This is a genomic window from Aeromonas sp. D3 (assembly GCF_027705025.1).
Classification (GTDB): domain Bacteria; phylum Pseudomonadota; class Gammaproteobacteria; order Enterobacterales; family Aeromonadaceae; genus Aeromonas; species Aeromonas salmonicida.
The window spans coordinates 1-18960 of the sequence record NZ_JAPDBE010000001.1; the positions used below are offsets into that span (position 1 = coordinate 1).

The following is an 18960-nucleotide window of genomic DNA, read 5'->3' on the forward strand; positions in this document are numbered from 1 at the left end:
CCGAAACCAAATCAACAGGTTTCGGATTTTTACACATCAGCAGGATCGGTCAATGGATCCTTAACTGATCGGCATTAGCGCTAGCAGCGCCCTTTTTTGGCCTGACCTGGAGGGCAGAAGGTTCCATTGCCCCCATTGCTGCCATCACTGACCCGGATCCGGGTATCGTCCACGCTGACATCGGCACCGTGCACCCGTACAGGCCCGCTGCTGCAGGCGCAGAGCAGACTCCCCAGCAACATAGTCACAACCAGCTTGCCCATAATGCCTCCTGTTATTTCCCTGATTATGGGGCATTTTCAGGCAGGGGCGGAGGCGAGTTTGCGGGTGTGCGTCATGGCTTGCCGCTGATATGACGAGGAGCGCCGCGGCGCTCCTCGTGTGAGGGGAAGAAGGGGTTACAGCCGGAAATTGCCCACCAGCTTGTCGAGCTCGCCGGAGAGTTGTTGCAGGCTGCGGCTGGCGTCGGTCAATTGGTGGGCTATGTCGGCAGTTTCCATGGTGAGCTGGTTGATGTCCTCCACGTTGCGATTGAGCTCGCCGACCACGCTCGACTGCTCTTCGGTGGCGGTGGCGACTTGGATGTTCATGTCGTTGATCTGGGTGATGTAAGCGGTGATCTGACCGAGTGCACCATTGGCCTCGTCGGCCTGGGTTACTACCGCCAGGCTCTGGCTGCGGCCCTGAGTCATGGCGCTGACAGCACGGGCGCTCTGATCCTGAAGCCGGTTGATCATGCCCTGAATTTCGGCGGTGGAGGCGGCAGAGCGGTTGGCGAGGTTGCGTACCTCGTCGGCCACCACGGCGAAGCCACGGCCCTGTTCACCGGCGCGGGCCGCCTCGATGGCGGCGTTGAGGGCCAGCAGGTTGGTTTGCTCCGAGATGCTGCGAATGGTCTCCAGGATGCTGCCGATGGAGTCGGTCTGCGTCGCCAGCGACTCTATCACGCCCGCCACCTGTGCAATCTCGTCGGAGAGACCGACTATGCCGTGGCGGGCCTGGGCCACTACGCCAGCGCCTGCTTCAGCCTGGTCGTTGGCCTGCCTGGCCACCTCGGCGGCTTGCGAGGCGTTGCCTGCTATCTCGCTCACGGTTGCCCCCATCTCGTGGATGGCGGTGGCCACCTGCACTGTGCGGTCACGCTGGGCGGTGCAGTTTTGCTGGGTCAGCTGCGCCTTGCTGGCCACTTCGTCGGCGGTGGCGGCGAGCTGGTGGGAGTTTCTGGCGACCTGCTCGATGGCGCTGTGGATCTTGCTGACGAAGTGGTTGAAGCTCTCCGTGATCTCCGCCAGCTCGTCATTGCCAGTGAGCTTGGCGCGGGAGTCCAGCGCCAGATGCTCGGCGGCATAGCCGATGTACTGTTGCAGGAAGCCGACCCGACGCTTGAGGTTGATCAGGATGAGCACCGAGACCAGCAGCGAGATGAGGATGGCGCCGCTGATGATGGTGATCATCTGCATTCGTCCGCTGGCATAGCTCTGCTCACCGCGCTGATGGCGCTGCTGTGCCTGCTGGATCAGGCCGTCGAGCAGGGCGTTGGCATCCTTGCGCATGGTGCCATAGGTGACCGTATAGCGATCCCGATAGATGCCTCTCGCCGCTTCCATGTCCCCTTTTTCCAGCGCCTGCAGCATGGGGTTCAGCTCGTTGCTCTCCATTCCTTCAAACTGGCTCAGCAGTTTTTGCGCATCCGCTCTGGCCGCCGGATCCGTCTGGGCGGTTACCGCTTGCTGCATGGCCTGACGCATCTCGGGAATGTCCTCGTCACGGGCATCCTTGACCCGGCTGAGTACGCCCCGTTCATCCTTGAGGGAGGTATCTTGCAGCAGCATCATGTCGATCCCCACCCGCATGCGGGGGATGCGTGATACCACTTCCGCCATGGCGCGCATGGGGGTGGCCGTGTTCTGGTAGAGCTCGGTGGATTGCTGCTGGATGGAGCCCATGCTTCTCAGGCTGGCGCCACCCACGAGCAAGAGGGCAAGACAGGGCACTGTGACAGCCAGGATCAGCTGCAATTTGAGCGTCAGTTTACCTTCTAGCAAGGGAGTGCTCCTTCATGGCTGGCCATGATGTGGTCGATGAGGGTTGTTGCCAGTATAGATATGAATTGGCCGCCTCCCGGGCAAAGGCACGGGGAATGGGCCGCAAGCCGCATAAAAAAGGAGCGCCATGGCGCTCCTTTTTAGGTGTGACTCCCGACGCCGTTTACAGGCGGAAGTTGCCGACCAGCTTGTCCAGCTCGCCTGAGAGTTGTTGCAGGCTGCGGCTCGACTCGGTCAGTTGGTGGGCTATGTCGGCCGTCTCCATGGTGAGCTGGTTGATGTCTTCCACGTTGCGATTGATCTCGCCCACCACGCTGGATTGCTCCTCGGTAGCGGTGGCGACCTGGATGTTCATGTCACTGATCTGGGTGATGTGGGCTGTGATATGGCCAAGGGCGGCATTGGCTTCGTCAGCCTGAGCTACCACTTCCAGACTCTGGCTGCGACCCTGGGCCATGGCACTGACCGCGCGGGCGCTTTGCTCCTGCAGCCGGTTGATCATGCCCTGGATCTCGGCGGTGGAGGCGGCGGAGCGGCTCGCCAGATTGCGTACCTCGTCGGCTACCACGGCAAAGCCCCGGCCCTGTTCACCTGCCCGTGCCGCCTCGATGGCTGCGTTCAGTGCCAGCAGGTTGGTCTGCTCCGAGATGCTGCGGATGGTGTCGAGAATGCTGCCGATGGAGTCGGTCTGGTTGGCCAGGGATTCAATGACACCGGCGACCTGCTCAATCTCGCTGGAGAGGCCGACGATGCCGTGGCGGGCCTGGGCGACGACGACAGCACCCGCATCGGCCTGCTCGTTGGCCTGTCTGGCGACGTCCGCCGCCAGGGAGGCGTTGCCGGCGATCTCGCCTACCGTCGCCCCCATCTCGTGAATGGCGGTCGCCACCTGGACGGTACGGTCGCGCTGGGCGGTACAGTTGTGCTGGGTCAGCTGCGCCTTGCTGGCCACCTCGTTGGCGGTAGCGGCCAGTTGACGGGAGTTGCTGGCGACCTGCTCGATGGAGCCGTGGATCTTGGCGACGAAGTTGTTGAAGCCGGTGGCAACCTGGGTCAGCTCGTCGTGGCCTTCTACCTTGAGGCGCTGAGTGAGATCGCCATCGCCACTGCCCAGTTCACGGAACAGGCGGGCCAGCTCGTTGAGCGGGCGGCTGACGGAACCGGCCAGCAGCATGCCGAGCAAGCCCATGCCGGTGGCGATGGCCAGGCTCACCAGCACAATGTGCAGTCGTGCCTTGTCCAGCTCGGCATAGATCTCGGCTTCCGGCACCTGGGCCACCAGATACCAGTCGAGCATGGGGATGTAGCTGGTGGCCAGTATCACGGCCTGGCCATCGACCTCGGCCTGGGTGGCGGCGAACGCTTGCTTGGTCAGAAGGTTGGTTGTAGTGCCGCTGGCCAGCTGGGTCAGGTTGTCCCGATCGATGCGGGCGGCATCCGGGTGCAGCTTCACCTTGCCGCTGCCATCTGTCATGAACACGAAGCCGCTGTCACCGATCCGGAAGTTGGCGAGCATGCTGACCATGCTGTCGAGGGACTTGGCGAGCCCCGCCAGACCGCGGCCGTTGAGCTGCTGGAAGTTGACGAACAGCTTCACCTCGCCATTGGTCTCGCGAAAGATGCTGAGCATCAGGTCTTGCGGGCTCTTGGTATAGCCGTAGAACCAGGCGTCCTGCTCAGGGGTCAGGTTGCGCAGGAAGCCATCCTGGTTGTAGTAGGCCGCGCTCTGCCGATCGGCAAAGGAGGCGGTCACCAAACCATACTGGGCCGTCATGTCCTTGAGCTGATCGATGAGGATGGACTCCTGCTCCTTGGGCATGCCGCGGGCGACCCAGTCCAGCACGAAGCGGTCGTTGGCCAGCTGTCTGGCGGCATTGGCGACCGAAGTCAGATCCTTCTCGATCTCCTTGCCGATACGCTGGGTCAGGTTGGGCAGCTCCTGCTCGAACATGCGGGTTTCGATCAGTTGTTGCGCCGAGCGCTGGCTGAAGTAACCCACCAGCAGGCAGGAGAGCACCACGGCCAGGGTGACGGTGGCCAGAATTTTCTGTTTGAGTGTCAGGCGTGCAAGCATGGGATTGACTCAGAAGTGTGGAGACGGGATTGAGTACATATTAACGGCAGTGTGGTGATGCCCTTGAGGGGCTAACCGGTTTTATTGATAGATTGCGTTTGCGCTCACAGGGGCGTGCTGGTGCAGCTCCGGTTTATCAACGAACAGCGCCGCCATCGCGGCCCTATATTGCTGTCGTGGCTGTTGCGGTTAGATTTTCGCACTTTATAGTAAGCGTCACTGCTTACTTGGCTCGCACTGGATTCAATGGAAAATCATATGCGCATCTTTCGTCGGGGATGGACCCACCTGTTTCTGATTTTGCTGGCAGGCTTGCCACTCATGGCGGCGGCCCAGTCCGAACGGCCCAGGATTGCCCTGGTGCTGAGCGGTGGCGGTGCCAAGGGGTCGGCTCATATCGGCATCCTCAAGGTGCTGGAGGAGAAGCGCATTCCGGTGGATATCATAGTGGGCACCAGCATGGGCTCCTACGTGGCGGGCATGTACGCCATGGGGCTCAGCGCCGAGGAGGTGGAGCGCACCACCCTGGCCATCGACTGGAACAAGGGATATCAGGACAAGGTCGGTCGGGACGAGTTATCCCTGCGCAAGAAGCAGCAGAGCGAGAAGTATCAGCTGCGCACCGATATCGGTGTCAACGGTGACGCTGTCCAGTTCCCGGATGGATTCTTCCAGGGCCAGTCCATGGCCAGCCTGCTGCGCCACGCCACGTCCAACCTGCCGGCCCAGAAGAGCTTCGACGACCTGCCCATCCCCTATCGCGCCGTGGCAACCGACATGGAGACTGTGACGCCCTTCGTACTGGAGGGGGGCAGCCTTGCCAAGGCGATGCAGGCATCCATGTCCATTCCCGGTGCCCTCAAGCCAGTGGAGTGGGAGGGACATATCCTGGCCGACGGCGGTACTGTCAACAACATGCCGGTGGACGTGGCCAAGGGGATGGGAGCCGACGTTGTGATAGCCGTGGATATCGGTGCCAGGTTGCGCACTAGGGAATCCCTCAAGTCCGGCCTCGCCATGATAGATCAGCTCACCACCTACATGACCCAGGTCGGTACCGACAAGCAGAAGGCGCTGCTGGGGCCGCAAGATATTCTGCTGACCCCTGAATTTGGCAACATGGGCATCGCCGACTTTTCCCTGATGCCGGAAGGGATCAAGCAGGGGGAGGCGGTGGCCAACCGCGCCGCTACCCAGCTCGATGCGCTCTCCCTCTCGCCCAGGGAGTACGCCGTCTATCGCAACCAGAAGCTGAGCCGCCGTGCCGAGCGCAGCGGTCAGCCCGCCTACTACATCGACAAGGTGGAGATCCTCAACAAGTCACGCCTTTCCGACGAGACGGTGCGCGCCATGTTGAAGGTGAAACCCGACAAGATACAGACCAACGAAAGCCTGGAGGCGGGCATTCGCCGCCTCTACGCACTGGAGTCGTTTGACCGCATCACCTATGAGGTGGAAGAACGCGACGGAGAGAACGTGTTGGTGGTGGATGCCAGCGAGAAAAACTGGGGGCCGGGCTACCTCAACTTCCAGTTCGGCTTCTCCGACGACTTCGAGAGCAGCTCCAACTACAACGTCGGCATGTCCTACACACTCACCAACTTGAATGAGTGGGGCGCCGAGTGGCTGACTGAGGCCTCCCTGGGCACCGCCAAGCACCTCAAGACCGACTTCTATTCGCCGCTGGAGCCTTCCCAGACCTTCTACGGCGAGGCGAGCCTGGCCTATGACAAGACCCAGCGCCGGATTTTCATTCCTGAAGACCCGAACGGTGCTAATGATGTGAGCTATATCGACTCCGAATACAGCTTCACCAGCGCCGATCTGGCGGTTGGCTGGAACCGGCAGCCCTGGAGTCGCCTCTCGCTGGGGGTGGAAGGCAAGATGGGCAGTATCGATGTCAGGAACTTGAATGGGGTGAATTCGGATGCCATCTCCTGGGGCCCTTATGTCCGTTTCGAGCACGATACCCTCGACAGCCGCTACTTCCCCTATGAAGGGGTGTTCTGGGACATCAAGGGTGGCTATTCCCATGTCCGGCTGGATTATCACAGTGATGATGAAGAAAACGAGCGAAATGAGGGGGTCAATTATCACCTCTCTATGATCAAGCCCTGGTCCTGGGACAGACACAGCCTGAACCTGATACTGGAAGGGGGTGGCTCCACTTCGCAGGAAGAGTATCCGCTGTTCGTGCAGGATCTGGGCGGGCTGTTCCGTATGTCCGGTTTCCAGCGCTACCAGCTCAGCGGTCGCTACAGTCTGTTTGGCGGGCTGCGCTACATCTATCGGGTGGTCGACAACGACTTTGGTGCGCTGCGGGCGCCGCTCTATCTGGGGGGCTCCCTCGAGCAAGGAGGGGTGTGGGACAAGGGGGAAGACATCAGTATCGAGAGCTCCTTCACCGGAGGATCCGTCTACGTGGGGATAGAGAGCTTCCTCGGTCCCATCTTCCTCGGCTACGGCATGGCGGAGGGGGGCAACAACATGTTCTATCTGCAATTGGGCACCACATTCGAATAACGGCCAAATGATGCCTTTTTGTTAACTTATTTCTTGCCTGGCTTTTATGTGGCGGCAAAATGTGAGCAAGTTTAATTGGTTAGCCTGGCTTGTTGAATATCTGTACAGGGTTTGGATTTTAATTACTCGTTAAAACTTATATAGTGAGGGGCACCCTACGGGTGTCCCGCAAGGACGATCGCCGCGAGCCTGGGCGAACCCCAAAAAAAGACCAAAGAGGAATTAGTCGTGCTTGAAACATACCGTAAACACGTCGCAGAACGTGCCGCCGAGGGCGTGGTTGCCAAACCTCTGGATGCAGAGCAGGTCGCCGCCCTGGTTGAACTGATCAAGAACCCGCCCGCTGGCGAAGAAGACTTTCTGAAAGAGCTGTTATCCTCCCGAATTCCACCAGGTGTTGATGAAGCGGCTTATGTCAAAGCCGGTTTCCTCACCGCCATCGCCAAGGGCGAAGCCCACTCTCCCATCCTGACCGCCGCACAAGCCGTTGAGCTGCTGGGCACCATGCAGGGTGGTTACAACATTCAGCCGCTGATCGACCTGCTGGACCATGCCACCCTGGCGCCACTTGCCGCCAAGGGTCTGTCTCACACCCTGCTGATGTTTGACTCCTTCCACGATGTGGAAGAGAAGGCCAAGGCGGGCAATGCTCACGCCAAGCAGGTGATGCAATCCTGGGCCGATGCCGAGTGGTTCCTCTCTCGTCCCGAGCTGGCCGAGAAGATCACTGTGACCGTGTTCAAGGTGACCGGTGAAACCAACACCGATGACTTGTCACCTGCGCCGGACGCCTGGTCCCGTCCCGATATTCCGCTCCATGCCCTGGCCATGCTGAAAAATGCCCGTCCCGGCATCACTCCTGACAACGACGGCACCGTCGGCCCCATCAAGACCATAGATGCCCTGAAAGAGAAGGGTTTCCCGCTGGCGTATGTCGGCGACGTGGTCGGTACCGGCTCTTCCCGTAAATCTGCCACCAACTCTGTGCTCTGGTTCATGGGTGACGACATTCCGTTCGTGCCGAACAAGCGCGCCGGCGGTGTCTGCCTCGGCGGCAAGATTGCACCCATCTTCTTCAACACAATGGAAGATGCGGGCGCTCTGCCCATCGAAGTGGATGTCTCCAAGCTGGAGATGGGCGATGTCATCGACATCTATCCCTTTGCTGGCAAGATCTGCAAGCACGGCACCGATCAGGTGCTGGCCCAGTTTGAACTGAAAACCGACGTGCTGATCGACGAAGTCCGCGCCGGTGGCCGTATTCCGCTGATCATAGGTCGTGGCCTGACCGACAAGGCCCGCGAAGCCATGGGTCTGCCGTTCTCCACCGTATTCCGTCGTCCTGTGCCTGTGGCCGATACCGGCAAGGGTTACACCCTGGCCCAGAAGATGGTGGGCAAGGCGTGTGGCGTGCAGGGCATTCGCCCGGGCACCTACTGCGAGCCCAGAATGACCACGGTCGGCTCCCAGGACACCACGGGCCCCATGACCCGCGATGAGCTCAAGGACCTGGCTTGCCTCGGCTTCTCCGCCGATCTGACCATGCAGTCCTTCTGCCACACAGCCGCCTATCCCAAGCCCATCGACGTGCAGACTCACCACACTCTGCCGGACTTCATCATGAATCGCGGTGGTGTGAGCTTGCGTCCGGGTGATGGCGTCATCCACTCCTGGTTGAACCGCATGTTGCTGCCGGATACCGTCGGTACCGGTGGTGACTCCCATACCCGGTTCCCCATCGGTATCTCCTTCCCGGCGGGCTCCGGTCTGGTGGCCTTTGCCGCCGCGACCGGCGTGATGCCGCTGGACATGCCGGAATCCGTGCTGGTGCGCTTCAAGGGCGAGTTGCAACCGGGCATCACCTTGCGTGACCTGGTTCATGCCATCCCTTATGCCGCCATCCAGAAAGGGCTGCTGACCGTCGAGAAAGCGGGCAAGAAGAACATCTTCTCCGGCCGTATCCTCGAGATTGAAGGTTTGCCGACCCTGAAGGTGGAGCAGGCGTTCGAGCTGGCTGACGCCAGCGCCGAGCGTTCCGCCGCCGGTTGCACCATCAAGCTGGATCAGGCGCCGATCACCGAGTACCTCAAGTCCAACATCGTCATGCTGAAATGGATGTTGTCCGAAGGTTACGGCGACCCGCGCACCATCACCCGCCGTATCCGGGGGATGGAGGAGTGGCTGGCTAACCCTGTGTTGATGGAAGCGGACAAGGATGCCGAGTACGCCGAAATCATCGAGATCGATCTGGCCACCATCAAGGAGCCCATCCTGTGTGCGCCGAACGATCCGGACGATGCCCGTTTGTTGAGCGACGTGGCTGGCAGCCAGATCGACGAAGTTTTCATCGGTTCCTGCATGACCAACATCGGCCACTTCCGTGCCGCCGGTAAATTGCTCGAGAAGTATCAGGGCGAACTGCCGACTCGCATGTGGATCGCACCGCCCACCAAGATGGACAAGGATCAGCTGACCGAAGAGGGCTACTACGGCATTTTCGGTCGCGTCGGTGCTCGCATCGAGATCCCGGGTTGTTCCCTCTGCATGGGCAACCAGGCGCGCGTGGCGGAAGGGGCTTCTGTGGTCTCTACCTCCACCCGTAACTTCCCGAACCGTCTGGGCAAGGGTGCCAACGTCTACCTGGCCTCTGCCGAGCTGGCTGCCGTTGCCGCCATCCTTGGCAAGATCCCGACCGTTGCCGAGTATCTGCAGTACGCCAAGACCCTGGATGCCACTGCGGCCGATACCTATCGCTACCTCAACTTCAACGAGATCGCCTCCTACACCAAGAAGGCCGATGCGGTGATCCTGCAGCAAGCGGTATAAGATTCCGGCATTCGCCGTCATCTGATGCAACAGAGCCCCGGCAGTGCCGGGGCTCTTTTTTTATTGGGTAACAGGGCTGCATACGATGCATACAGACACAAATATTTATTCAGGATAAGTGGTTCGGATGGCAAGCTGAGGTAAGCTGCACCCCTCCTTTTGTCCTGCATTGCCAGAGAGAAGAGAGGGAGATCCCCGCGGCAGTCACTGCGGGAAAACAGGGGGAAGGCCCGATCAGCGCAGACTGGTGGGGCTTGTCGTCATAACCACATTGCCGTTTGCCTGATGTTCACCTGATTCAGGCCGGCGGGCCGTTTCTTTGGATGAATCGGTTATGCATTTTTTTTATATCGATCTCTCCCGCCGCTGGCTTCGGCTCTGCTGCGCTTTCATGGTCTTCATCCTGCCGCTGCTGGTGGGGGGATGGATAACGCACAAAAACTACATGCAGGAGCTGGAATCCGGTTCCGCCGCCGCCGCCCACAAGGCGATGACGCTGATGGAAAATATGCTGGATCACGCCGAGCGGGCCAATCGTCAGGTGCTGCCGCTGGTGGGCGCCCCTTGTGACGAGATAGATTTTCAGCTGCGTGAGCAGGTCGCACTGGTGCCTTTTGTTCGCTCGGTCAACCTGGTCAAGGAGGGGATGCTGTACTGCACCTCCCTGTTTGGCTCTGTGCGTGAGGTCGATGATGCCAGCCCCTATATAGCGCGCAAGTTGCTGCTGATGCGTGGCAATCAGGTGCGGGCCAATCATCCCTTGCTGATAGTGCGCAGTGAGCAGGGAAGAACTGCAGCCTTGAGCGCCATCGATGGGGAATACCTTAGCGTCATGCTGACCCTGAGCCATCACGCCGGCAATCTCTTCATGCGGGTGGGCAGCACCTGGTTTGATGAAGCAGGCCACTATCTGGACAAGGCCCCCGACCTGCATGCTCTGGCCAGAACCGAGCTGACTTCACCACATTACCCCTTCTCCATTCATGCCGGTTACGTGACCCTGGCTTACTGGCATTCGCTGTGGGATCACAAGTCTCTGATCCTCTCTCTGCTGTGCGGTCTCTCATTAGCCTTTGCACTGCTGGTATGGTGGCTGCTGGGCCGCCCGGGTTCCCCGGTCGGCGAGTTGCGCAGAGCGTTGCGGGCCAAGGAGTTCGAACCCTATCTGCAACCTCTGGTCACCACGAGTGACACCAGGTTGATGGGGGTGGAAGTGCTGATGCGCTGGCAGCATCCCAATTCAGGTCTTATCCGTCCCGACCTCTTTATTCCCCAGGCGGAGGAGTCCGGGCTGATAGTGCCCATGACGACCCTGATCATGAAGAAGGTGGCACAGGTGTTGAGCCGAGAGCAGGCACGCCTGCCCGATGGCTTTCACATCAGTTTCAATATCAGCGCGGCCCACTGTCGCGACCTGGCTTTGCTGCAGGAGTGCCGCACTTTTCTGGCGCAGTTTGCCCCCGGCAAGATAGTGCTGGTGCTGGAGCTGACCGAACGTGAGCTGCTGGTAGTGGATCCGAATACCCTCTCCCTGTTCCGGCAACTGGATCAGATGGGGGTCAAGCTGGCCATCGATGACTTCGGAACGGGTCACTCCAGCCTCTTCTATTTGCAGCAGTTCCACGTGGATTATCTGAAGATCGACCAATCCTTTATCGGCCGTATCGGTACAGAGTCGCTCTCCGAGCACATAGTGGCGAATGTCATCGACCTGGGCGCCAGACTGGGCTTGTTACTGATAGCAGAAGGGGTCGAGAGCGAATTGCAGGCCGCCTATCTGAGAGCCAAGGGCGTCGACTACCTGCAAGGCTACCTGTTTGGTCGCCCCATGCCGTTGCGTCAATTCTGCGAGGAGCGGCTACCGGGAGAGGCGAAGGCCCGGTTGCCAGAATCTGTACGGGGTATATCGAACGCGATCTGACTATGGGCCTCTTCACTGAGGCAGGGATGGCAGCCACTGTGCCACTGGATTGACCGGGTGTTTGGCGGCTTGCTGGTGGGGTTCGGCATGCTGCTGGCACTGACCCAGCAATCGCGCTGAGGGAGTGGGGGAGTTATCCCCCTTATCCACCCCCGACTGTAGGGGCTTGTTTTTCATGCCTTGTGGTCCGCTTTTCGGTAGAATTGCCGCTCATTTAGAAGTCAGATGAGGCGCGGTATGACGGTCAAGTTCCAGGCATTTCACAGCATCAAGGCGATCAACAATCGGGAGGTGCTGTTCAACTGGTCCAGGACCAACCCCCTCGGCGCCCTGGATCAGGTGTGGCGCCCGAAGAACCGCGACGAGCTGCAGGCGCTGCTGCGTGAATACCCGGAGCGCAAGCTGCGGCTGATCGGCTCAGGCCTCTCCTTCGAGCCCATTCACAGCGTCTATGCCGAGGGCAGTCAGGCGCTGCTGGTGGACTTGTACCACCTTCGCGGCCAGCTGGCGAAAACCGCCGATACCGTCACCTATCAGGCGGGCACGCCACTCGATACCATCTACGCCGATCTCATCGCCATGGAGCGGATGCTGCCCGCATCCCCCGGTGTCATTGGCATCCAGACCCTGGGCGGCGCCCTCAGCACCGGCACTCACGGTCAGGGGCTGCACCAGTCTGCCCTGTGCGATGCAGTGGAAGCGATGACTGTGATGCTGGCCAGTGGCGAGATTATCAGGGTCGATCGCACCGATCCGCGCTTCGGTGCCTTCGTGATGGGGATGGGCATGCTCGGCATATTGCTCGACGTGCGCCTTCGCACCGTACCGAACCGCATCATGCGTTGCACCAAGTTCACCACCGACTATCCCTTCCTGCTGGCGCACAACGAGCGGCTCAATCGCGAGCACGGTTTCGTGAAGAGCTGGTGGTTCGCTTGGACCGGCGAGAGCCACATCTGGCTGGTGGATCCCGCTTCCGAGGAAGAGGTGGCCCGTTACCGCGCCGCCGGCAGCGAGCCGCTGCTGCTGGAGGGCGATATCGACGCCCGCATGAATGCCACCATAGATGCCACCTTGCAGAAGATGGCGAAAGACACCAAGGATGAGGCGTTGGCGGGGGAGCACTTCGAGACGGTGCGCCGCTTCAAGGACGCTTCCGATCTGGTGGGCAACGTCTACCAGATCCTCTGCAAGGGGATACCCGCACCCCAGATCAACTGCGAGGTGGCGGTGCCACTGCACCGCATGAACGAGGCGCTGGAGACCCTGCAGGCATGGCAGCAGGCCAACCCGGGCGTATTGCACTACCCCTTTATCCTGCGTTGTACCGGTCCCTCCGAGGCCTGGCTCAGCGCCGCCTACGATAAATCGGTCTGCTGGGTCGGTTTCCTGGTCTATCTGGCGGCGGATGGCACCTTCGTCAACGGCTCCATGGAGCAGATGCGGGAGTTGCAGCAACTGCTGGTGCCGCTCGGCGGCATTCCCCACTTCGGTAAGCATCTGGCGATGGATCTCTACGACTTCCCGGCCCTGCTGCCGCGCTGGAACGACTTCCTGGCCCTCAAGGGCGAGCTCGACCCTCATGGCCGTTTTGAAAACCGCTGGCTTAGCGACCTGTTTGCCAACCGGTAAGGACCCGACATGACCGATATGCAAGACACTCGTATCCCTGTGACCCTGCTGACCGGCTTTCTCGGCAGCGGCAAGACCACCTTGCTCAACCACTGGGTCAAGCAGCCCGAGCTTGGCGAGTGCGCCGTGCTCATCAACGAATTCGGCTCTGTCGGGCTGGATCACCATCTGGTGCAGCAGGTGGACGAGCAGGTGGTGCTGCTCGATTCCGGCTGCATCTGCTGCTCGGTGCAGGGCTCCCTGGTGGAGGCGCTGCAGGGGTTGTTCATGCGCGCCATCCAGCGCAAGATCAAGCCGTTCAAAAGGCTCATCATAGAAACAACCGGTCTGGCCGATCCGGCGCCCGTGCTGTTTACCCTGCGCGAAGAGGGCTTTATCGCCCAGCGCTACCGCTTCGATGGCACAGTGACAGTGGTGGATGCTGGCCATATCGAACAGCAGCTGGCGGCTCAGTATGAAGCGGTGAAGCAGGTGGCATTGGCGGATCTGCTGGTGGTGAGCAAGGGGGATCTGGTGGATGGCGATCAGCTGGCGCGCGTCGAGGCCCATCTGGCCGCCCTCAACCCGGCGGCCCCCATTGAGCGGGTCACCAACGGCGAGCTGTCGCCTGCGGTGTTGGAGAAGCTGGGCGCCTACGACGAGGCTGCGGGGCGCGATGTGCGCCAACTGCTGGCCTGGCTGCGCACCGAATCCCCCAAGCAGGGGCTGGCCTCGCCGATGCAGCCGAAGATGAAGCCGTTCGCCGCCAAGGTGGGCACGGCCGCGCCGACCCACTTCGAGCACGGCAACATAGAGAGCTTCTCCCTGCGTATCGGCGAGCCGCTCAAGCCCTCCCGCCTGCTGGCCGCCATCGATGCGGTGCAGGTCCAATATGGCGATGCTCTGCTGCGGCTCAAGGGGATATTGCAGTTGGAGGGAGAGAGCCAGCCCGTGGTGATCCACGGCGTACACGGCCAGCTCTATCCGCTGCAGGCATTGGGAGATTGGCCGGAGGGCAAAGCCCAGTCCCGGCTGGTGTTTATCGTGAAAAGTCAGGACAAGGCGGGGATAGAGCGGTTGTTCCTGGATACGCTCAAGGCCCCCGAGCCCAGTCTGGAAGAGCAGCTCAGAGCCATGCTCGGCCAGCCGGATGCCTGACAGGCTGATATGACCCGCTTTCGTGCGGGTCTTTTTTTATCTGAAGAGGAGGTGGCTGCTCATGCCCGATAGCACACACATGGTTACGCCTGCCCAACGCAAGTGGCTGCCGCCGCTGGCGGCGGTCGGCTTCTTCATGCAAACCCTGGATGGCACCATCCTCAATACGGCCCTGCCCAGCATGGCCGAAACCCTGGGGGAGAGCCCGCTGCAGATGCAGTCGGTGATCATCGCCTACATGCTGACGGTGGCACTGCTCATTCCCGCCTCTGGCTGGTTGGCTGACAGGTTTGGCACTCGCCGTATCTATCTGGTGGCTATCCTGCTGTTTACCCTGGGGTCTCTGGCCTGCGCCGCTGCCAATACGCTGCCCATGCTGGTGGCCGCACGGGTGTTGCAGGGCATAGGCGGCGCCCTGCTGATGCCGGTGGGGCGCCTCGCCGTGCTGAGGGTCTACAGCAAACATGAGTTGCTGCGGGTGATGTCGTTTGTCACCATCCCCGGGCTGGTGGGGCCGCTGATAGGCCCCGCGCTGGGGGGCTGGCTGGTGGAAGTGGCGAGCTGGCACTGGGTGTTTCTCATCAACCTGCCGGTGGGGATACTCGGCTTTATCGCCAGCTGGCACTTCATGCCCGACCTGCGTCAAGGCACGGCCAAGTTCGACTGGCAGGGCTTCGTGCTGTTCAGCGCCGGCATGGTGTTGGTGTCGGTGGGTTTGCAGGGGCTGGGGGAGCACAGCATCTCCACCGGTTGGGCGCTGTTTGCGCTGCTGTCCGGCCTGGCCGCCATGGCGAGCTACTGGCTCTATGCCGCCAATGCCGAGCAACCGCTGTTCAGTCTCGCGCTGTTCAAGACATCCACCTTCGCCATCGGTGTCTGGGGCAACCTGTTTGCCCGCCTCGGCAGTGGCGCCATGCCCTTCCTCACGCCGCTCTTTCTGCAACTGGGGCTGGGGTTCTCGCCGAGCAAGGCGGGGATGACCATGATCCCCACTGTGCTCGGCGCCATGCTGACCAAGACGCTGGTGAACAAGCTGATTCCACGCATCGGTTATCGCCGCATCCTGATCGGCAACACACTGGCGCTGGGTGCCATGATCGCCAGTTTTGCCCTCATCGATAACCAGCTTCCCTATGGGGTGCTGCTGGGCTGGCTGATGGTGTTTGGCGCCATCAACTCATTGCAGTTTTCCGCCATGAATACCCTGACCCTGCAGGATTTGAGTCCGGAGCACGCCAGCAGCGGCAATGGACTGCTGTCTGTGGTGATGCAGCTCTCCATGAGCTTGGGGGTCGCCATCGCCGCCAGCCTGCTGGGGCTCTTCTCCGCCGGTTCGTCAGCCTCGGGTGGGCAGTGGCTGGCCGGTTTCCACCTCACCTATCTGTGCATCGGTCTCATGTCCATGCTGGCGGCGCTCATCTTTGCCCAACTGGCAAGCGACAAGGCGTGATCAGGTCGCTGTCGTCAGCAATCAGGCTTGAATCGTGGTGAGATAGCTGACCTGGCAGGGTAACTGGGCCAGTACTCGGGGCAGATGCTCGGTCGCCAGGATAAAGGTCTGCTCCGGGTGGCCCGGCGTCCAGGTGAAGGCATCATGGGCCAGCAGGGCAGAGTCCACCAGCAAGGGAATATCAGCCCTCGGCAGGAAGGGGCAGACGGCTCCCGGCAGGCAGCCAATCTCTGCCTGCATCTCCTCGGCGGTGCAGATAGACGGCTTGGCACCGAGCGCGGCCTTGACCGCCTTGTTGTCGAGTCGCCCCCCTTGATGGGTCAGCAGCAGGGCGAAGCGGCCATCCTTGAATTTGAGAAACAGCGTCTTGCTGAACACCGCCTGCCAGCCAAAGCGGGCCCTGACTCTTTCGTCGGTGGCGTAGTCGAGGATAGGTTCGTGCTGATAGCGCTGGTGAGGCAATGGGGCCAGTAGCTGGCAGTTGAAGTCGTGAATGGTATCGAGCGGCATGGGGGTCTCCTGTGGCGAGCCCTATCCTGCCAGCCATGGCGGGCCGGGCCCAATCACACTTTCTTATGGCGGATAAGCCGCCTTGCAAGATGCAACAAGGGCACCCTAGGGTGCCCTTGTTGATTCAGTGATGCTGCAGCTCGCGCGCTTCCCAGTGAAAGGGAATGGGGCTGAGTCGCTGGGAGGCCTTGTCGTAACCTTGCCACAGTTCGTCCAGCGTGCGGCCATCGACCGGGTGGCGCATGCTCGGTGCCAGCTCGGCTAGCGGCCAGAGGACGAAGGCATTGGTGAGGATTTCGCCACGGGGTAGCGCGACCGGTACATCGCAGACCAGATCGCCATAGAGCAGCAGATCCAGATCCAGGGTGCGCGGAGCAAACTTCTTGGCATCCGGCTCGCGGCCGTGGGCAAACTCCATGGCACGCAGCCGTTGGCACAGGGTGGCCAGCGGCAGATCTGTGTCGGCACCGACTACCAGGTTGTAGAAGGGGCGACCGGCAAAGCCAACCGCCTCGCTCTCGAATACCCGGGAGACGGTGAGCTCGCCAAATTCGGCATGCAGAGCATCGAGACCGGCGCGGATATGGTGCTCCCGCTCGATATTGGAACCCAAGCTGATGTAGATACGGGTCATGCAGTGCTCCCTGTTATCTGGTTGGAGCCCGGGCTGATATAGATGGTGGTCATCAGCAGGCGCTCGCAGCCGGAGTGCGATGGCGCAGTATCTCTACCCCGACGCCAGCCGCATTGGGGACAGCACCCGGTTTGGTCAGGGTGACCTTGACCCATTGCACCCGCTCGTCGGCCAGTACCAGCATGGCAACCTGCTCGGCCATGGTTTCGACCAGCTCCACCACCTTGCTGGAGGCGTGATCACAGATCTTGCGAGAGAGGGTGGCGTAATCCAGTGCCAGATTGATATCGTCGGTTGCAGCGGCGGGACGGTTGTCAAACCCCATTTCGAGGTCGAAACAGAGCTTCTGGCGAATGCCCTTCTCCCACTCATATACACCGATGGTGGCCAAAACCTCGAGTCCGCGAATAAACACCTTGTCCATGACAGTACTTCTTCTTTACTCTTGATGGGCTGTGATGACAGCGCAGGGATGCAGGCTCGGCAAGCAGTTTGCCGCGCGGTCGGTTTGGGCGACACGCCTTTGGGCAACCCCGAGCCAGAGAATGTGGCCCGCATCATACCCCATTCATATCGTGGTAAAAACGACCAAGATGACGGCCCTGACGATTTTGATGATTATTCTGGCCTACCTGGGCGGCTCGCTGTCCAGTGCCGTGCTGGTTTCCCGCATCACGGGTCTGCCGGATCCACGGGATCATGGCTCCCATAATCCGGGGGCGACCAATGTGTTGCGCCTCGGTGGTCGAGTGGCTGCGCTGGTGGTCTTGCTGCTCGATGTGCTCAAGGGCACGGCGCCTGTCTATCTTGCCTGGTATCTGCAAATCAAGCCCGTCTACCTCGGCTTTATCGGGGTTGCTGCCTGTCTGGGTCACATGTACCCCATCTTCTTCCACTTTCGGGGTGGCAAGGGGGTGGCGACGGCACTCGGTACCATGATGCCCATTGGCTTCACCATGGGGGGAGCCGTCATCGGCACCTGGCTGCTGGTATTGCTGGTGAGCGGCTACTCCTCGCTGGCCTCCATCATTACCGTGTTGCTTAGCCCACTCTTTACCTATCTGATCAAGCCGGAATACACACTGCCGGTTTCCCTGCTCTCCTGCCTCATCCTTGTCCGCCATCACGAGAACATAGCCCGCCTGTTGAAGGGGGAAGAACCCAGAGTCTGGGGCCGCCAGGCACAGCGCCGACAGGAAGAAGTAGGGGAAATGGATGATGTTGCGCAAAAAAGAGACGAACGAGACAAAAAGTGAAATTTCCCGTTGACCACCTGCCTTAAAATCCGTTTAATAGCGCCCACGCCCAGATAGCTCAGTCGGTAGAGCAGGGGATTGAAAATCCCCGTGTCGGCGGTTCGATTCCGTCTCTGGGCACCAAATTTGGTGCCATGAAGTAAAAAATTAGTTCATGCACAGTGGTTTAAGTGTGCCGGCTTAGCTCAGTAGGCAGAGCAACTGACTTGTAATCAGTAGGTCACCAGTTCGATTCCGGTAGCCGGCACCATTTATATATTGCCCAGATAGCTCAGTCGGTAGAGCAGGGGATTGAAAATCCCCGTGTCGGCGGTTCGATTCCGTCTCTGGGCACCAAGTACAATTCCTCCTTAGTTCAGTCGGTAGAACGGCGGACTGTTAATCCGTATGTCGCTGGTTCAAGTCCAGCAGGAGGAGCCAACACAAAAGCCCAGCAGCAATGCTGGGCTTTTTCTTTGCCTGTTTTTCACGGCTGACCAGATTCGCATGAGAGGTTCGGTTGTTGTTTGTCGATGGAGATGATGGCCTGCCGGTGATCGTTGAGTCTATTAAATCCCTCCTCCCTGCTGTTGTTTCACCTGTGGATCAGTCCTACGTCACCTTGCCGGCGTGATGCCCTGCATCTTCAGCCAGAATGCCTCCTGACAGGGATTGTGGAACAGCTTGCGTGGCGGCGTGATGGGCATGTTGCTGGTGACAACTCGATAGCTTATCCAGCATTCGGCGCACAGCTGTTCTGAGGGGACCTGGTCCTGCTCTATCTGATGACAGATGACTACCCCATTGGCGAACCAATAGGTGGTTTGCTGGTGCTGGATCAGGGTGCCACTCTCGTCATTCTCGCTATAGTGCTCACTCTGCTGATGAGTGATTGTTGCTGGCCCAGGTTGCCGATGGATGGCCTTGATATAGGTAATAAGCTGATTCATTGCTTTTCTTGCTTGTGACAGGA

The 18960-nt window shown here is 60.2% G+C and carries 14 protein-coding genes, 4 tRNA genes and 1 pseudogene; 12 read left to right on the forward strand and 7 right to left on the reverse strand.

Annotated features, from left to right (window positions below):
* Positions 1-80: 80 nt before the first annotated feature.
* The 3 genes from OKC28_RS00005 to OKC28_RS00015 all read right to left on the reverse strand — a co-directional run bounded on the left by OKC28_RS00005 (position 81) and on the right by OKC28_RS00015 (position 4119).
* A complete protein-coding gene (locus OKC28_RS00005) occupies positions 81-263 on the reverse strand; it encodes a hypothetical protein (RefSeq protein WP_099994484.1) in 183 nt (60 codons plus the stop codon).
* A 135-nt stretch (positions 264-398) separates the two neighbouring features.
* Positions 399-2045: a methyl-accepting chemotaxis protein gene (locus OKC28_RS00010; protein WP_256685959.1), complete on the reverse strand. Its 1647-nt coding sequence runs from the start codon at positions 2043-2045 to the stop codon at positions 399-401.
* A 163-nt stretch (positions 2046-2208) separates the two neighbouring features.
* Positions 2209-4119, reverse strand: coding sequence for a methyl-accepting chemotaxis protein (locus tag OKC28_RS00015; protein ID WP_256685957.1), 1911 nt, complete (start codon positions 4117-4119; stop codon positions 2209-2211).
* 258 nt (positions 4120-4377) lie between these two features.
* Between OKC28_RS00015 and OKC28_RS00020 the strand changes: the two genes are divergently transcribed.
* The 7 genes and pseudogenes from OKC28_RS00020 (at position 4378) to mdtD (ending at position 15608) form a co-directional block, all read left to right on the forward strand.
* The gene (locus OKC28_RS00020; RefSeq protein WP_256685955.1) at positions 4378-6642 is read left to right on the forward strand and encodes a patatin-like phospholipase family protein; all 2265 of its coding nucleotides are present in this window, start codon (positions 4378-4380) and stop codon (positions 6640-6642) included.
* Between the two features lie 228 nt (positions 6643-6870).
* Positions 6871-9468, forward strand: a complete 2598-nt coding sequence (gene acnB / locus OKC28_RS00025; RefSeq protein WP_234593268.1) for a bifunctional aconitate hydratase 2/2-methylisocitrate dehydratase — start codon at positions 6871-6873, stop codon at positions 9466-9468.
* A 334-nt stretch (positions 9469-9802) separates the two neighbouring features.
* Entirely contained in the window at positions 9803-11389 is a 1587-nt protein-coding gene (locus tag OKC28_RS00030; RefSeq protein WP_256685953.1) for an EAL domain-containing protein, read from the forward strand.
* Between the two features lie 42 nt (positions 11390-11431).
* A pseudogene (locus OKC28_RS00035) lies at positions 11432-11509 on the forward strand (LysE family translocator); the annotation flags it as partial.
* A 117-nt stretch (positions 11510-11626) separates the two neighbouring features.
* Positions 11627-13021: a D-arabinono-1,4-lactone oxidase gene (locus OKC28_RS00040; protein ID WP_256685951.1), complete on the forward strand. Its 1395-nt coding sequence runs from the start codon at positions 11627-11629 to the stop codon at positions 13019-13021.
* Between the two features lie 9 nt (positions 13022-13030).
* Positions 13031-14158: a CobW family GTP-binding protein gene (locus OKC28_RS00045; protein WP_270686502.1), complete on the forward strand. Its 1128-nt coding sequence runs from the start codon at positions 13031-13033 to the stop codon at positions 14156-14158.
* 61 nt (positions 14159-14219) lie between these two features.
* On the forward strand, positions 14220-15608 hold the full coding sequence (gene mdtD, locus OKC28_RS00050) for a multidrug transporter subunit MdtD (RefSeq protein WP_087756630.1): 1389 nt from the start codon (positions 14220-14222) through the stop codon (positions 15606-15608).
* Between the two features lie 21 nt (positions 15609-15629).
* On the opposite strand, the gene OKC28_RS00055 is transcribed toward mdtD, so the two are convergent.
* The 3 genes from OKC28_RS00055 to folB all read right to left on the reverse strand — a co-directional run bounded on the left by OKC28_RS00055 (position 15630) and on the right by folB (position 17176).
* Positions 15630-16118 (reverse strand): YbaK/EbsC family protein, encoded by a 489-nt coding sequence (locus tag OKC28_RS00055; protein ID WP_059113474.1) that lies wholly within the window; start codon positions 16116-16118, stop codon positions 15630-15632.
* Between the two features lie 124 nt (positions 16119-16242).
* Complete coding sequence (gene folK, locus OKC28_RS00060) at positions 16243-16752, reverse strand: 2-amino-4-hydroxy-6-hydroxymethyldihydropteridine diphosphokinase (protein ID WP_256685945.1); 510 nt, start codon at positions 16750-16752, stop codon at positions 16243-16245.
* Between the two features lie 52 nt (positions 16753-16804).
* On the reverse strand, positions 16805-17176 hold the full coding sequence (gene folB / locus OKC28_RS00065; protein ID WP_111588884.1) for a dihydroneopterin aldolase: 372 nt from the start codon (positions 17174-17176) through the stop codon (positions 16805-16807).
* A 169-nt stretch (positions 17177-17345) separates the two neighbouring features.
* Here folB and plsY point away from each other — a divergent pair, with 169 nt between their 5' ends.
* The 5 genes from plsY to OKC28_RS00090 all read left to right on the forward strand — a co-directional run bounded on the left by plsY (position 17346) and on the right by OKC28_RS00090 (position 18428).
* Positions 17346-18008: a glycerol-3-phosphate 1-O-acyltransferase PlsY gene (gene plsY, locus OKC28_RS00070; RefSeq protein ID WP_058394568.1), complete on the forward strand. Its 663-nt coding sequence runs from the start codon at positions 17346-17348 to the stop codon at positions 18006-18008.
* Between the two features lie 47 nt (positions 18009-18055).
* Positions 18056-18131 (forward strand) — tRNA-Phe (locus OKC28_RS00075).
* A gap of 51 nt (positions 18132-18182) precedes the next feature.
* Positions 18183-18258 (forward strand) — tRNA-Thr (locus tag OKC28_RS00080).
* Positions 18259-18268: 10 nt separating this feature from the next.
* Positions 18269-18344 (forward strand) — tRNA-Phe (locus tag OKC28_RS00085).
* Between the two features lie 8 nt (positions 18345-18352).
* Positions 18353-18428: transfer RNA gene (locus tag OKC28_RS00090), tRNA-Asn, on the forward strand.
* A gap of 176 nt (positions 18429-18604) precedes the next feature.
* Here the strand turns inward: OKC28_RS00090 and OKC28_RS00095 are convergent.
* Positions 18605-18937, reverse strand: coding sequence for a hypothetical protein (locus OKC28_RS00095; RefSeq protein ID WP_212541137.1), 333 nt, complete (start codon positions 18935-18937; stop codon positions 18605-18607).
* Between the last annotated feature and the right edge of the window lie 23 nt (positions 18938-18960).